Consider the following 15,296-nt stretch of genomic DNA (forward strand, 5'->3'; position numbering starts at 1 on the left):
GTTTAGCTTAACGGATCACAAAATTCGGTAAGCACGGTGCCTTCGATGGCACGGTGAACAAAAACCGCGCTCCCTGAGCGCGGTTTTTTTATTCCCACGCGCAACATGCGCGCAGGCATTGCCACATCAGACAGCAAACATCCGCTGCGCATGAATACCCAGGCCCTTGGCCACACTGGCAAGCGGATCGCCGCGCACGGCATGAGCATTGGGGAAGGCCGTCGCAATGGCATCGGCCAGGAACCGCAGCCCCGTCGACCCGCCAGTGAAGTAGACCGCCGCGACATCCGCCTCGCGCACACCGGCCTGCCGCGTGGTTTCCCGCGCCGCGGCGACGATGCGCGCCGCATCCTCGGCCGCCGCTCGCGCCATCACCGTTTCCGTAAAAGCCACGCTCAAGTCGGGTTCGACCAACGACATGTCTATCATCGTCTCGCCGCCGTTCGACACCGCGATTTTTGCTTTTTCAGACAGTCCGATCAGCGCGTGGCCCAATCGGTTGCGCAACACACGCGTCAACCGCGTTGGATGCGCCGGGTCGATAAACAAGTGCTTCATCTGATCGAATTCCGCCATCCGCTTTGGGCTGTAAAGCGCATTGACCAAATGCCATGTCGAGAGATCGAAGTAGATGCGGTTCGGCATCTCCCGGCCAGACGGGTCGAGTGCCTGGAAACCCAGTTCACGCATGACGCTGGCGAGTGCAACCCGCTTGTCGATATCGGTACCGGCAACGTGCACGCCAAAGTGACCCAGCACGTCGTCATGACGCGCTGCCTGCCGGACCCGGTCCGGCCCGACGCGTACCAGCGAAAAGTCGGACGTACCGCCGCCGATATCGACCACCAGCACCACTTCTTCACGATCCAGTGTCGACTCGTAGTCGAACGCCGCGGCAATCGGCTCGTACTGGAAGACGATGTCACGCAACCCCACCGAGCGTGCCGCCGCTTCCAGTTGCGATTGCGCCGCCGCATCGGCTTTCGGGTCGTCATCGACGAAGAAGACCGGACGCCCCATGACCGCTTGCGTCACCGGGCCACCGGCCTCGCGCTGCGCCGTCTGCAGCAAATGTCGCAGGAAGAGTCCGATGATTTCGGTGAAAGGCATCGATGCGCCGTCGCCAATTTCGGTCGACGCGTCGGCGAGATGGGTGCCGAGGATGCTTTTCAATGACCGCATCAGGCGCCCGTCATAGCCATCGATGTACTCGGCGATTGCCTGGCGCCCAAAGACATGCCGATGCTCGTCGGTATTGAAGAACACCGCCGTGGGCAGGGTCAGGTTGCCGCCTTCCAATGGAATCAGGCGAGGCGCCTCGAATGCGCCCCCGCTTGTGGCAGCGCCGGGCTTTGCCAGCGCCAACGCGGAATTGGACGTGCCGAAATCGATCGCGCAGTAAGTCATGGTCGTCGTGTCCGCTACGCATGCACGCGGGAATCCTGGCCGAACATTCGGCAAGGACGACGCGCACGCAAGTCAATCTTGTTTTTTAGCACATCCTGATGCATTTGCGGCAATCGGACCGAACGAAGCGCTCATCGCGCCTACCTACCCTGGCGAAGCGTGGTGTTCCTGACAACAAGATCGCGGAAATCCGGGCTCGCTTTCCGAATACGACGGAGATCATGTGGAAAAAACGCGGCCCACCTGTGATGGCGCAGCAATTGGCTTACCATCAATGAACGTCACGGACACGGCGATCTCCGGGGCGGAAAGAGCGCCACCGCGGCGCCCCAGGACCGTTGGCCCGATCGCAGACCCCGGGGCGGGCGGCAACCGCCCCTATCCTTCCAGCGCACTGGCATGCCCGATCATCAGACATCCCCTCCCAACGCGGACGCGTCGCCCGCTCCAGACCGCTCGCTGATCGTGACAGACCTCCCGGCTCGCCTGGATCGACTGCCCTGGCGGCGCTTCCACACGCTGGTCGTGTTTTCCCTAGGGATCACCTGGCTGCTCGACGGCCTGGAAGTAACATTGGCAGGCGCGGTGGCGGGCGCGTTGAAATCGCCGGACTCGCTGCATTTCGATAATGCCGATATCGGGATTGCCAGCAGCGCGTACATCGCCGGGGCGGTGCTGGGGGCATTGGGCTTCGGCTGGCTTACCGATCGGCTCGGCAGGCGCAAGCTGTTTTTCATCACATTGCTGCTTTACGTGGCGGCCACGTTTGCCACGGCCTTCTCCTGGAGCCTGGCCAGCTTCGTCGTCTTCCGCTTCCTGACCGGGGCCGGCATCGGGGGAGAATATACGGCGGTCAACTCGACGATCCAGGAACTGATGCCGGCCCGTGTGCGTGGCTGGACCGACCTTGTCATCAACGGCAGCTTCTGGCTTGGTGCCGGCCTGGGTGCCGCAGGTTCGATCGTGCTGCTCGATCCGGCGTGGCTGGCCGTCGACATCGGGTGGCGCGTGTGTTTCGGCATTGGCGCGCTGCTCGGATTGATCATTGTTTTCTTCCGGCGGCATTTGCCCGAGAGTCCACGCTGGCTACTGACCCATAACCGCGAAGCGGAGGCAAGCGAAATCGTCGCAGCGATCGAGGCCGACGTCGTCGGCGGTACGCCTCATGACAGCACGCCATTGCCGAAGATCAAGCTGCGCCGCCGCAGCCATGTCAGCCTCCGCGAAGTGGCGCAGGCGTTGTTCGTGCAGCACCGCCAGCGGGCCTGGGTCGGCCTGATGCTGATGTCGGCACAGGCGTTTTTCTATAACGCGATCTTTTTCACTTACGCGTTGGTGCTGACCGACTTCTACGGCGTTCCGGCCGCGCATGTCGGTTGGTTCCTGCTGCCGTTCGCGCTTGGCAATTTCGCCGGGCCGGTGCTGTTGGGCAGGCTGTTCGATGTCATCGGTCGACGTCCGATGATCGCGTTTACCTATGCGATGTCCGGCATTCTGCTCACGGTATCCGGCTATCTGTTTTCAATAGGCGCTTTGGATGCACGCACGCAGACCATCGCCTGGACGATCATCTTTTTCTTCGCCTCGTCGGCCGCCAGTGCGGCCTACCTGACCGTCAGCGAGACGTTCCCACTGGAAATCCGTGCACTGGCCATCGCATTTTTCTATGCGGTGGGCACCGGTGCAGGGGGGATTGCCGGACCCGCACTATTCGGCTGGCTGATCGACAGCCACCAACGGCTCAATGTATTCGCCGGCTATGTGTTCGGCGCGGTCTGGATGATCGCCGCCGCCGCGGTCCATCTGCGTTGGGGCGTCGCCGCCGAGGGTAAGTCACTCGAAAGCATCGCCGCCCCCTTATCGACCCATGAAGACTGACGACATTGACATGCCCATCCATGTACGCGGACGGTATCTGGCCTGCCCCGCCCCAATGGGCCATGCACGGGACCGGTGGCGGCCTAAAGCAGGCGGAACCTGCGGCAAGTAATCGATTGGCACTGGCTTCAACCGCGGACGATTCGTCGCAATTTTCATCGGAACGCGCAATTTCTGCTTGACAAGCCCACTTCCCGTTGACGATACTTTACGCATGTCTGCATTCAAGACCCCCCTTCTTTCCGCACTACTACTAGCCCGACTAGATCGGCTAGGCCTACTAGCGCGCATCTAAAGTCCGGCCAGTCGACCCTCGCAGTACCAGATCGACGCCCCAGATTTCACGACTTTAGCTGCGCCGACGCCCGCCCCTCGGTTTTTGTAGCATCGCTTTCCCTCCCATCGTAGTAAAGCCGTACGGTTTCAGCAGTCAGCGTTGTCTTGGCGCATCTGGTGCATGCATAACGGTAGCGAATAACAGCGACCGCACGCCCCACCCGGTGACCTGCCAAGGAGCGAGGACAGATCGAGATGATCTGAAACCATGTGGGCCGGGGATGGCAAACAGAATTCACGAACCTTTCAGAACACGTCTTTGCGAGCGAACCGATCATGTTGAACAACCCGTCCACCAAGTACCGTCCCGTCACGCCAGTCGACATTCCCGATCGCACCTGGCCGACGAAGACACTGACGCGTCCGCCGATCTGGATGAGTACCGATCTGCGCGATGGGAACCAGTCTTTGTTCGAGCCGATGGACGGTGAGCGCAAGATGAAGATGTTCAAGACGTTGGTGCAGATCGGTTTGAAGGAAATCGAAGTCGCCTTCCCGTCCGCGTCGCAAACGGATTTCGATTTTGTCCGCACGTTGATCACCGACGGCCATATCCCGGACGATGTGACGATCGAAGTATTGACGCAATCGCGGGAAGACCTGATCCGTCGCACGATGGCGTCGGTCGAGGGCGCAAAGCGCGCGATCGTCCACCTGTACAACGCGACGGCGCCGGCATGGCGCAATATCGTGTTCAACATGGACAAGGACGCCGTGAAGGCGTTGGCATTGACGGGCACCAAATTGATCCGGGAAATCGCGGATCAGCATCCGGAAACGGAATGGACCTTCCAATACAGCCCTGAGTGCTTCACTGCAACGGAACTCGCATTCGCGAAGGAAGTATGCAATGCGGTGATCGAGGCCTGGGGTCCAACGCCGGAGCGCAAGATGATCATCAACTTGCCGGCCACAGTGGAGGTGGCGACACCGAATCATTATGCGGACCAGGTCGAGTGGATGCATCGCAACCTCGCACGTCGCGACAGCGTATTGATCAGCGTGCATCCACACAACGATCGTGGCACGGCCATCGCAGCCGCTGAACTCGCCGTGCTTGCCGGCGCGGATCGCATCGAGGGTTGTCTGTTTGGCAACGGTGAACGCACCGGCAACGTGGATCTGGTGACGTTGGCGTTGAACCTGTATTCGCAAGGCGTGCATCCGGGCCTGGATTTCTCGCAGATCAACGATGTGGCGCGCGTGGTAGAGGAATGCAACCAGTTGCCGATTCACCCACGTCATCCCTACGTGGGCGACCTGGTCTTCACCGCGTTCTCCGGGTCGCACCAGGATGCGATCAAAAAGGGTTTTGCCGCGCAGAAGCCGGAAAGCGTGTGGGAAGTGCCCTATCTGCCGATCGATCCGAGTGATGTTGGCCGTACCTATGACTCCGTGATCCGAGTGAACAGCCAGTCCGGCAAGGGCGGTATCGCTTATCTCCTCGAAAACCGCTATGGCCTGGCAATGCCCCGCCGCCTGCAAGTGGAATTCAGCAGCGCAATTCAGAAGATTACCGATGCAAACGGCACCGAAGTGACCGCGGAAAAACTGTGGGAAGCCTTTCAACAGGAATACATCCGCGTGGCCGCGCCGATCGAGTACGTCAAACATCACCTCGACGATCAAGGCGAGCGCGAAACCATCACGCTGACCGCAAAAATCGACGGCGAGACCCGTGTGCTGACAGGTAGCGGCAATGGTCCGCTGGATGCACTGATGCACGCCTTGCAAGTGCCGGTTCGCATTCAACACTATGAAGAACGCGCAACCGGCCAGGGTGCCGATGCGACTGCCGTCGCGTTCGCTGAAATGACCTGTGACGGCGTGCCTGGCAGCGTCTTCGGCGTTGGCATCAACCCGAACCTGACGACCGCGTCGATTCGTTCCGCCATCAGCGGCATCAATCGTACCTATGCCCGGGCCGACAAGGCTGTAAGAGCGACGTTCTTCGTCAAACAGGTAACGACGGTCGACACAAAAGCAACCGCCACGGCCTGATGCCCCACGCACCATCGACCACGTCATAAACCAAAGGCACGGACGAAATCGTCGTCCGTCCAATCAGGCCATCCGCGCGCCCAGAACGCCGCGGACCGTATGCGACAGTTGCAGCATCAGCGCCACGAGCGCCTGTCGGTGGCATACCTTATAGAGTCAATGCCCGTCATCGGACCAGATGCTTTTCCCAAGCGATGCCCTGCCTCTTCATGCCGCCAATGCACCGGCGGCCACAGGCAACGGCATCGCGTTTTTATTGCGATACCGCTTGTTCCCGCGCCGTTGTCGCGCCTCGGCGTACTACAGCGACGCCGCCACGCGTGCGGCGGTATCGTAAATGCCTGAAACATTGCGCAGCAGTTGTGCCGCCTCGCTGATCTGCTGATTCGTCAAGCCGGACTCTGGCAGCGTCGACATCAGGCAGGTCTCTCGAATCCCACGATATTTGGCGCATAACGCCCGCCCCTCGTCCGTGGTGGAGAACAACACCTCCTTGCCGCTCTTCTCGGTGGTTACATAGCCGCGACTAACCAATTTCTTCAAGCTGTAGCTCGCCACGTGCGTATCTTCGATGTTCAGGACAAAACAAATGTCCGCGAGCTTCTTCTTGCGCTCACGATGATTCACGTGGTGCAGCAGTGACACTTCCAACGCCGTCATGTCGTCGACGCCTGCCGCCGCCATGCAGCGCGTCATCCACTTGTTAAAGGCGTTGCTGGTCATGATGAGTCCGTACTCGAGCTCCGACAATTCCGCACTGACCGGCGATAACAAGTGGATCGATGAAACGATGGGCGCGTTCGTGTTGGGCATGGGCCCTCTCGGGAAATAAAAAAGAGGAAGAAGGTCCATCGGGACGAACCCCGATGTCAATAAAAAACACCGAAAACCTCACCATATCGACAGCATACACCGAGTCAAAAGCAAAAAAACAAATATAAATTATCGACATTTTATTGGCATTGTAGAATGACTCCATCAATAACTCATTACGTCTTTGTGAGAGGCTCTGGTCCCGAGCCACACACAGGCCCTTGCCCCATGTCCGATCCTCGAATCCAGTCGTTCGGCGATAGCGCGCTTGTCCTGAACTGCGCGCCTCCGGCCTCGCTTGCATGTCAAAAACGCATCTGGGCCCTCGCAGCCAGTGCCCGCCGCTGGGAATACGTCATCGACGTCGTGCCCGGCATGAATAACCTGACGGTGGTGTTCGACCCGCTCCGGGCGGACGTGGAAACGTTGACGGCCCGGTTGGGCGCCGCATGGCAAACGCCCGAGCCCGAGGCAATCGCCCAGTCGCGCGTGGTGGAGATACCCGTGCATTACGGCGGCGACGCCGGGCCCGATCTGAGCGAGATTGCCGCCGCACGCGGCATGTCGGCGGGAGAATTCGCGGAACGGCATGCGTGCGGCCACTACACCGTTTATTTCCTGGGTTTTCAGGCGGGATTTGCCTATCTGGGCGGCCTGGAAGCCGCGTTACACACCCCACGCCGTGCGGAACCCCGGATGAAAGTGCCGGCGGGTGCTGTCGCCATCGGTGGCGAGCAAACCGGTGTCTATCCGAGCGAGTCGCCGGGAGGCTGGAACCTGATTGGTCATACCGACGTCGTGCTGTTCGATCCGGCTCGTAATCCTTCGAGCCTGATGCAACCGGGCGACCAGGTTCGTTTCACTATTGCGAGCGTGATGTCATGATCGAAATTCTGAAAGCGGGATTGTTGAGCACGGTCCAGGATCTGGGGCGAACCGGATCGCGACACTTGGGGGTGATCAGCGCCGGTGCGATGGATCAGGTCGCGCTGCGGGTGGCGAACCGCCTGGTAGGTAACGAGGACGATGCAGCCGCGATAGAAATCACCGCCGGCCTGCCGTTCAGCGTCGTTTTCCGGCAGGCGACGCGTATCGCCTTAACCGGTGCCGATTGCCGGGCCACGCTTGATGGCACGCCCATTCACGCATGGTGGAGCGTACCGGTAGCGGCGGGCCAGACATTGGCCTTGCAAAGCGCGAGCCATGCGATGCGCGCCTACCTGGGCGTGGCGGGCGGCATAGCCGTACCATTATTGCTGGGATCACGCAGCACGGATCTGAAGACCGCCTTCGGCGGCGCCAATGGCCGTGCATTGGCCGATGGCGACACACTGGCGATCGGTGAGCATAGCGCCGCGCAGCGTGACGTCGCCACAGTGGCCACAACCACGACAGACGTCTCGACCACCGGCACCGCGACGGCGCAGCAGCTCACCACCATCGCCCGCGCCGCATTGCGTGCGGCATTGGATCAGCCCGCCTTCGGCGTGAAATCACCAGCCTGGTGTCGTCTGGCCTATGCCGGTGCGTTACCGTCTGCAACCGCCGAATCAACGTCCGCCCGAGGCAATGGGGCCGAAGCGCTGGTCGTGCGCGTCATTCCGGCCGCGGAATACACCATGTTCGATGCTGCGGCCCAGCAAGCGTTCTGGCATGCCGATTGGACCATCACACCTAACAGCAATCGCATGGGCTATCGCCTTTCCGGTCCGGCACTGAAACGTACGGCAAAAGCCAATGACGTCGAGCTGCTGTCGCATGCAGTGCTGCCTGGGACGATCCAGGTCCCGCCAAATGGCCAGCCCATCCTGCTAATGGGCGATGCCCAGACCGCAGGAGGCTATCCAAAAATTGGCGCCGTCGTTACCGCCGATCTCTGGTTGCTGGCACAAGCGCGGCTAACGACGACAATCCGTTTCGTGCAATGCACGCGCGCAGACGCACTGGAAGCCCAACGTGCGCTGCTTCGCTATTTGGCGCAAGTGGATATCGCGATTGCGCGACGACCTGTCCAGCGCGAGACCAAACGCGCGGTCGCACACAACGCGCAACCAGATAACGCCCATATGGTGCAGGAAAAGTCCGTGGCGCCGACCACATCGACGCCGGCACCCGCGTCTTCAGAATCGGCAAAACAGTCCAAACCCACGAAGACCGACAGCAAGAACAAGAAAGAAAGGAAGGAGCCCGAAGGACGTTCGATCGTCAATAAAACCGTACCCGGCAATATTGGCGAGCTAATCATGGCGTTGTCGGACACGGACGCCGAGCTACCCGTCTCGGAGTTGGTCTCGGAACTGCTGTCCGGCGTACTCAAGGACTAACGATTGTGGGCGTCGCGCGTCGCCGGTCAAAGCAGGCCCGCAGCGCTCCGTGATCAGCCGCGACCTGTCCGCGCAAAGCGGCGCGCCTCAACCTTCTTTTTGAATTCAGTCATGACTTCCAAATTACATATCGACTTGAACGCGGACCTCGGCGAGGGCTGTGACAACGATGAGACCTTGCTAGAGCTGGTCAGCTCGGCAAATATCGCATGTGGCGGGCACGCGGGCGATGCGGATACGATGCGGGCCTGTGCTCGATGGGCTGTCGCAAAAGGCGTGTCCATCGGCGCGCATCCCAGCTATATGGATCGCGAGAATTTCGGTCGCACCGAAATAAAGCAGATCCCGAGCGATCTTCAAAAATCACTGTTGGCGCAACTGGAAACGTTGCGGAAAATTGTCTCGGAGGAAGGTGGTCGGATCGTTCATGTGAAGCCGCACGGCGCACTGTACAACCAGGCGGCACGAGACCCCGTCCTGGCCCGTCTTGTGGTGGCGACCATTCAGGCGTTTGACCCGAATATCGTCATCGTCGGGCTCGCGGGCGGAGAATTGATCGTGGCAGCCCGAGAAGCCGGCATGTGTACCTCGGAGGAGGCGTTTGCCGACCGTGGTTACCAGTCCGATGGCACGCTGGTTCCACGCGGCACCCCAGGTGCGATGATCGAGGACGAAGATACGATGATCTCGCGTATCCTGGACATGATCATCCATCGCAGGGTCAAAGCCATTGACGGCACTTGGTGCGACCTGAATGTCGAGACCCTCTGCTTGCACGGCGACGGTCCCCATGCCGTGACATTTGCGCGGCGCATCCGCAATACGCTGGACGAAAGACGGATCACGGTCTCCGCACAAGCAAGCATGTGCAGCATTGTCTAAGGCATAGCGCAAGCGTCTACACCGTGCGGCCTGTGATTTCTCGCCGCATCGATACATCAGATCGTATCGGCCAGCTCTCGCGCCAGTCCGCGCGCGATCTCATGTTTCTCGATAACGACCGCATGCGCGCCATGCGCCTCAAGGTGCTGCAATTCGGCGGTATTACCCGCTCGCGCCAGGATGCGAACCCCGGGTGCGAGTAGCCGCGCATGCCGAATCACCTCGGCCGCTTCGAAAGCATTCGGGATCGCGACGATAAGGAAGCGCGCGTTGGCCAGCCCAGCCTGCCGCAACACATCGGGCTGTACCGCGTTGCCGCATACGCTCCGCACATGCGCATCGCGCAGCCGCGCATGCATATCCGGCCGATCTTCGATCACGACAATATTGCGCGGCACGCCCGCCAACAACGTCCGCACGACCTCGCGCCCTACTCGGCCGTACCCCACGATGATCACCTCGGTCGCATCTGAGACATGTCGTCCGGTGGTCGTTTCTTCGTCATGTCGCGTTTCTTCCAGGGAGGCACCAGCCGCCGCAGTATCCGTAGGTGTGCGCATCTCGTCCGGCTTGCCTGCGATACCGGCTTGCCGCGCTGCTTCGTCCGCAAGACCGGTCGCACGCGCCTTCTCCGCCGCCGCCCCCCACGTGCCATCGAACGCACTGTGCACATCGTTGGTGGCGTCGCTCCGCGCCGTCCGTGCGCCTGTGTCGGAGCCAACCACGTTGTCCTGCCTCTCCATGGCAGGGGCAGGCGTGTTCACCTCACTGGTCCATGCGGTGGAAACGGGTCCGAGCGAACTTGCCGCATAGACATCCGATGGTACAGACGTAACCGAACCAGTCGATCCGGCGCCTGAAGCCGCGCGCTCTAGGTCTCCATCGCTTGCCGCACCATCACGCCAAGCGTGCTGACCCATCGCCTCCGTTGCCGGGGACAGTCCGTTTGCCGCGGTACGGCCAGCACTGGATGTCAGCCGGCGCGCGACCACGAATACAAAAGGATTCAGGATGATCGACAGAATGGCACCGGCGAGCACAAGGTCACGCCCGCTTTCAGGCAACAGATGCAGACTGACACCGAGTCCGGCGAGAATGAACGAGAACTCGCCGATCTGCGCGAGGCTGGCGGCAATCGTCAACGCCGTTTCCGTCGAGCGTTTGAACAGCCGGACAATCGCAAGGGCAGCAACCGATTTGCCAACGATGATGATCAGGCAGGTCACCAGGACCTGGATGGGTCGTTCGATCAGCACGTGAAAATCGAACAGCATCCCGACCGAAACAAAAAACAGGACTGAAAAGGCATCCCGCAGCGGCAGGATATCCTCGGCCGCGTCGTGACTCATTTCAGACTCGCCGAGAATCATCCCGGCAAAAAATGCACCCAAGGCGAAAGACACACCGAAGATCGACGCCGAACCGAATGCGACGCCCAATGCGATTGCGAGCACGCCGAGCGTGAACAGTTCCTTCGAGCCGGTCTTGACGATCTGGCTCAAGACCCACGGAATGACGCGACGGCCGACCACCAGCATCACCGCGATGAACGCGACGACTTTAGCCAGTGTCAACGTCAGCGTCCACAGCAACGAGCCCGTGGATGCAACGGGGGCGGCACCACCCGCCGTGGCGGCGTCATCGCTACCGCCGAGCAGACCAGCCAGTGGTGGCAGCAGCACCAGGGCGAGCACCATGACGAGGTCCTCGACGATCAACCAGCCAACCGCAATGCGTCCCTGGTCGGTATCAAGCAGACGCAAGTCCTGCAACGCGCGCAACAGCACGACCGTACTGGCGACCGACAGTGACAGGCCGAAAACGATGCCGGCGCCACTGCTCCAGCCGAATACGCGGGCAGCGCCCCAGCCGAGCAGCGTGGCAAAGGCGATCTGCACCAGCGCGCCAGGGACCGCGATGCGCTTTACCGCCAACAGGTCCTTCAGCGAAAAGTGGAGACCCACGCCGAACATCAGCAGAATCACCCCGATTTCCGCCAATTCCGGCGCGATATGTTGATCGGCGACATAACCTGGCGTAAACGGTCCGACGATGATACCTGCCAGTAAATAACCAGCAAGCGGCGGAATCTTGAAACGATTCGCAATCGCCCCGAAGACAAAGGCGATACAAAGGCCGGCGACAATAGTCGCGATCAGCGGCGTGGCATGGGGCATCGGCTGTCCTTATGAAAAATCAATCGTCACATCTCTGCAAATTGCGATTCGGTGCACGCCAGGCCGCCCAGGCGAACCCAGCCCAGGCGGCAAGAAAGGCAACGCCTCCGATCGGGGTGATCACCCCGATCCAGCGCACGCCGGTTAATACGAGCAGATAAAGGCTGCCGCTGAACAGCACAATACCAGCCAGCATCAACGTTCCACACAACGATAACGCCTTTTCACCGATATGCGGCATCGCGAGTGCGATCAGCAGCAATGCGATGCCATGAATCAGATGATACGTAACCCCTGTTTCCCAAACACCCAGCATCAGCGGCGAGACGACGTTGCGCAGACCGTGCGCGCCGAACGCTCCGGCCACCACCGCGATGAACATATTGATGGCACCTGCCACTAGTAACTGCCGGTCCTTCATGGTTTCCTCTTCTCTGCTAAACAGGGTGACAATGCGCGCCGCTCGGCCTGATTTTGGCCTTACGCAGCCAACCCGATTGGTTTCGCGTGACTGCGGATACGCAGTACCAGCACCGCGCCGAGGACACACAAAGCACCGGAGCAATACGTCGCGAGCTGATAGTTTCCCAGCGATGCCCGCATCATGCCTGCCGCGAGCGTGGCGAACGCAGCGCCGATCTGATGGCATGCGACGATCCAACCGAAGACGATCGGGCCGCGCTCGCGGCCGAAAATGTCGGTGGTCAAGCGGACCGTAGGCGGCACGGTGGCGATCCAGTCAAGACCATAAAACACCGCGAAAATCGGTAGGCCGTAGAAATCGAAACCGAAGGCAAACGGCAGGAACAGCAGGGATAAGCCACGCAAGCCGTAATACCAGAACAACAATTTGCGATTATCGAAACGGTCGCTCAACCAGCCAGATGCCGTCGTTCCCATCAGATCGAATATACCCATCGCGGCCAATAAGCTCGCGCTACGTACTTCCGATATGCCGTGATCGACGCACATCGAAATAAAGTGCGTACCAATGAAGCCGTTCGTACTTGCACCGCAGATAAAGAAGCTGCCGGCCAACAGCCAGAAACCCTTGTGATGCATGCCCTCACGCAGCGCGCCGAACGCATTGCCAAATGGATTCGCGCTTGCAGGGGTTGGCGAGACCGGGACACCCTCTGCCGGAAGGTGCCCTCCGATGGGCGCAAGACCCAGGCTTGCCGGCGACTCTCGCATGGCAGTCCATGCCAATGGCAACATGATTACGGCACCGAGCCCCGAGGTCCAGACGGCGCCCTGCCAACCATAGGTGGTCACCAATGCCGCCATCAACGGCAGGAAAACCAGTTGTCCGGTAGCGGCACTGGCGGTCATCAGCCCCATCGCCAAGCCCCGGTGCTTGATGAACCAGCGGTTCGCGACAGTCGCGCCCAATGTCAGTGCCGCCATGCCGGAGCCCGTGCCAACCATGAACCCCCACGTCAAGGTCAACATCGCCGTCGATGACATGGTCAGACTGAGCAATGCGCCACTTGCAAGCAACGTCAACGCGATGACGGCAACCCGGCGTACTCCGATGGTTTGCATCAACGCCGCTGCGAAAGGTCCCATCAGGCCATACAGGACCAGATTGATCGAGATTGCAAAGGAGATTTCACCCGCACTCCAGCCGAATGCGCTCTGGAGCGGGCGAATCAGGACACCTGGCGTTGCGCGTACACCTGCGCCGGCCAGCAACACAAGAAACGTCACGCCCATCATGATCCAACCATAATGGAGCCGTGGCTTTGTGGCGGGGTCTGATGCCGATGGTGGGCTTTGTGGCGATGGATCGGGCATGAGGTGGACTTTTGACGAACAAAGCGGATCGAATGCAGTCAGGGCCTGTTTATTCGGCGTTCTTGGATGCCTGCGTCCAATTGCGCCTTTGCAACGGGGCGCATTGGGCACATGAGTTCATCGGCAAGACGCGGGCGAACAGGGTTCGGATGTCTCGTCGCTATGATACCGCGCCGTCGAAACCTGCTACTTTTTAGGGCTGGGGCGGAAGTTCCCTATTCAGTCCAAGTCGTCGTGTCAGTCGAAGAATGAGCCGGAATCGGCATTGTGATGCGCAACGCGCTACCATTAAGGCACAGCGCATACCCGCGCGGGAACGACTTCCGCCGATACGGCAGTGCCGCCGCCTGTCTGTTAGGAAAGGCGTTAATGTGTTCGTAGGCGGGCTACGCTGAACCAAGTCTGAAATCCACGCGTGCTTCACCACACGCGCTTTTGCCGAGAAAATCCGATGGCTAGCGGAGCAACGCTCTACCTTGATATCTGGTCCGACTACGTCTGCCCTTTCTGCTATCTCGAATTGCCCGTACTGCACCAATTTCGCGATGCGTATGGCGATGCGGTCGAGCTGCGCTGGCACGCGTTCGAACTCCGTCCTGAGCCTGTCGCGCTTCCGGAGCCCGACGACGAATCGCTAGTGGAAAGCTGGGAACGCAATATCTATCCGATGTCCGCAGAGCGTGGCTTGACGATTCGCATGCCTGCGGTACGCCCGCGTAGCCGAAAAGCACTCGAGGCGGCCCGTTTCGCATTGGAGGCAGGCGCCTTCGATGCAATGCATATGGCACTGTTCAAAGCATTCTTCGAAGACGGTCTGGATATCGGCGATGTCGATATCCTGATCGACATCGGCAGTACTGTTGGGCTCGACCCCGAAGCGCTAGACGAAGCCCTTCGAGAGGACCGCTTTGCATCAGCGGTGCAGGAAGACGAGGACTTCGCCAAACAGCTGGGCATATCGAGCGTTCCGTTCATTGTGCTGTCGCGAGACCCTGCCGTGGGCGAGGAAACACCACCTCCACCAATCGCATTGCGCGGCGCGGCGCCAATAGCGCATTTCGAGGCGGCGGTGCAACGCCTTTTCCCCGATGGTTTCCCGGAACTATGAGCGGGCGATAGGTCCGAAATCGTCGCGAGCGACGCTTGCCGGCAATGCGGCAAGTGCGCGATTGGACGCCAATTTCTGGGTCGAGGGGGTTACTAGGGTGGGGGGTGGATCAGGTGGGGTGGTATCGCGTGCGTGGGTCGCGGTGCGCTGTTGAAGCATGGCATGGTAGTGGCGCGCGTGCGCGGCCGCGCTCACCCATGCGCACGGGTGGTTCGCCGTGGTGCGGTGTTATGAGTGCATCTGGGGTATTGGAGGAAGGGCAGCTAAAAAGCCAAACGCCCCGATCACGATAAGGTGAGTCGGGGCGTATGGATTTCAGCATTGGGAGCCTGACGATTACCTACTTTCACACGGGCAATCCGCACTATCATTGGCGTGGAGTCGTTTCACGGTCCTGTTCGGGATGGGAAGGGGTGGGACCGACTCGCTATGGTCATCAGGCAAAGAGGGTTGTGCCGTTGGCAGTGCCACGGCACCAATCTGGAAGAAGTTCGCTTCTGTGTTCTTACCGCTTTGGGTTGAGCTGTATCGGGCACATGTCCACCGATTGTTTCACTCACCTCGCGCGCCTGG

10 protein-coding genes, 1 rRNA gene and 1 pseudogene are annotated in these 15,296 nt (G+C 60.2%); 6 read left to right on the plus strand and 6 right to left on the minus strand.

Annotated elements, in window-relative coordinates:
- Positions 1 to 126 precede the first annotated feature (126 nt).
- Complete coding sequence (locus SJQ66_RS27910) at positions 127 to 1,407, minus strand: Hsp70 family protein (RefSeq protein ID WP_024901898.1); 1,281 nt, start codon at positions 1,405 to 1,407, stop codon at positions 127 to 129.
- A 399-nt stretch (positions 1,408 to 1,806) separates the two neighbouring features.
- Here SJQ66_RS27910 and SJQ66_RS27915 point away from each other — a divergent pair, with 399 nt between their 5' ends.
- Entirely contained in the window at positions 1,807 to 3,285 is a 1,479-nt protein-coding gene (locus tag SJQ66_RS27915; protein WP_024901900.1) for an MFS transporter, read from the plus strand.
- Positions 3,286 to 3,897: 612 nt separating this feature from the next.
- On the plus strand, positions 3,898 to 5,622 hold the full coding sequence (gene leuA, locus SJQ66_RS27920) for a 2-isopropylmalate synthase (RefSeq protein ID WP_046153907.1): 1,725 nt from the start codon (positions 3,898 to 3,900) through the stop codon (positions 5,620 to 5,622).
- Between the two features lie 300 nt (positions 5,623 to 5,922).
- On the opposite strand, the gene SJQ66_RS27925 is transcribed toward leuA, so the two are convergent.
- Positions 5,923 to 6,435 (minus strand): winged helix DNA-binding protein, encoded by a 513-nt coding sequence (locus tag SJQ66_RS27925; RefSeq protein ID WP_024901902.1) that lies wholly within the window; start codon positions 6,433 to 6,435, stop codon positions 5,923 to 5,925.
- A 228-nt stretch (positions 6,436 to 6,663) separates the two neighbouring features.
- Here SJQ66_RS27925 and pxpB point away from each other — a divergent pair, with 228 nt between their 5' ends.
- The 3 genes and pseudogenes from pxpB (at position 6,664) to pxpA (ending at position 9,641) form a co-directional block, all read left to right on the plus strand.
- Complete coding sequence (gene pxpB / locus SJQ66_RS27930) at positions 6,664 to 7,320, plus strand: 5-oxoprolinase subunit PxpB (protein ID WP_024901903.1); 657 nt, start codon at positions 6,664 to 6,666, stop codon at positions 7,318 to 7,320.
- Positions 7,317 to 8,483: pseudogene (locus SJQ66_RS27935) on the plus strand (5-oxoprolinase subunit C family protein); the annotation flags it as partial. The gene pxpB and the pseudogene SJQ66_RS27935, both read left to right, overlap by 4 nt.
- Before the next feature lie 387 nt (positions 8,484 to 8,870).
- Complete coding sequence (pxpA, locus tag SJQ66_RS27940; RefSeq protein ID WP_024901905.1) at positions 8,871 to 9,641, plus strand: 5-oxoprolinase subunit PxpA; 771 nt, start codon at positions 8,871 to 8,873, stop codon at positions 9,639 to 9,641.
- Positions 9,642 to 9,697: 56 nt separating this feature from the next.
- Here the strand turns inward: pxpA and SJQ66_RS27945 are convergent, their stop codons facing one another.
- From SJQ66_RS27945 to SJQ66_RS27955, 3 genes are read right to left on the minus strand one after another with little or no spacing between them, the layout of a single operon-like run.
- The gene (locus SJQ66_RS27945) at positions 9,698 to 11,818 is read right to left on the minus strand and encodes a cation:proton antiporter domain-containing protein (RefSeq protein ID WP_320534817.1); all 2,121 of its coding nucleotides are present in this window, start codon (positions 11,816 to 11,818) and stop codon (positions 9,698 to 9,700) included.
- A 19-nt stretch (positions 11,819 to 11,837) separates the two neighbouring features.
- On the minus strand, positions 11,838 to 12,239 hold the full coding sequence (locus SJQ66_RS27950; RefSeq protein WP_024901907.1) for a DUF423 domain-containing protein: 402 nt from the start codon (positions 12,237 to 12,239) through the stop codon (positions 11,838 to 11,840).
- A 59-nt stretch (positions 12,240 to 12,298) separates the two neighbouring features.
- A complete protein-coding gene (locus tag SJQ66_RS27955; protein ID WP_320534818.1) occupies positions 12,299 to 13,537 on the minus strand; it encodes an MFS transporter in 1,239 nt (412 codons plus the stop codon).
- A 529-nt stretch (positions 13,538 to 14,066) separates the two neighbouring features.
- Between SJQ66_RS27955 and SJQ66_RS27960 the strand changes: the two genes are divergently transcribed.
- Positions 14,067 to 14,723, plus strand: coding sequence for a DsbA family oxidoreductase (locus SJQ66_RS27960; RefSeq protein WP_024901909.1), 657 nt, complete (start codon positions 14,067 to 14,069; stop codon positions 14,721 to 14,723).
- Positions 14,724 to 15,050: 327 nt separating this feature from the next.
- On the opposite strand, the gene rrf is transcribed toward SJQ66_RS27960, so the two are convergent.
- Positions 15,051 to 15,164, minus strand: a 5S ribosomal RNA gene (gene rrf / locus SJQ66_RS27965).
- Between the last annotated feature and the right edge of the window lie 132 nt (positions 15,165 to 15,296).

Source organism: Robbsia andropogonis (genome assembly GCF_034047095.1).
GTDB lineage: Bacteria > Pseudomonadota > Gammaproteobacteria > Burkholderiales > Burkholderiaceae > Robbsia > Robbsia andropogonis.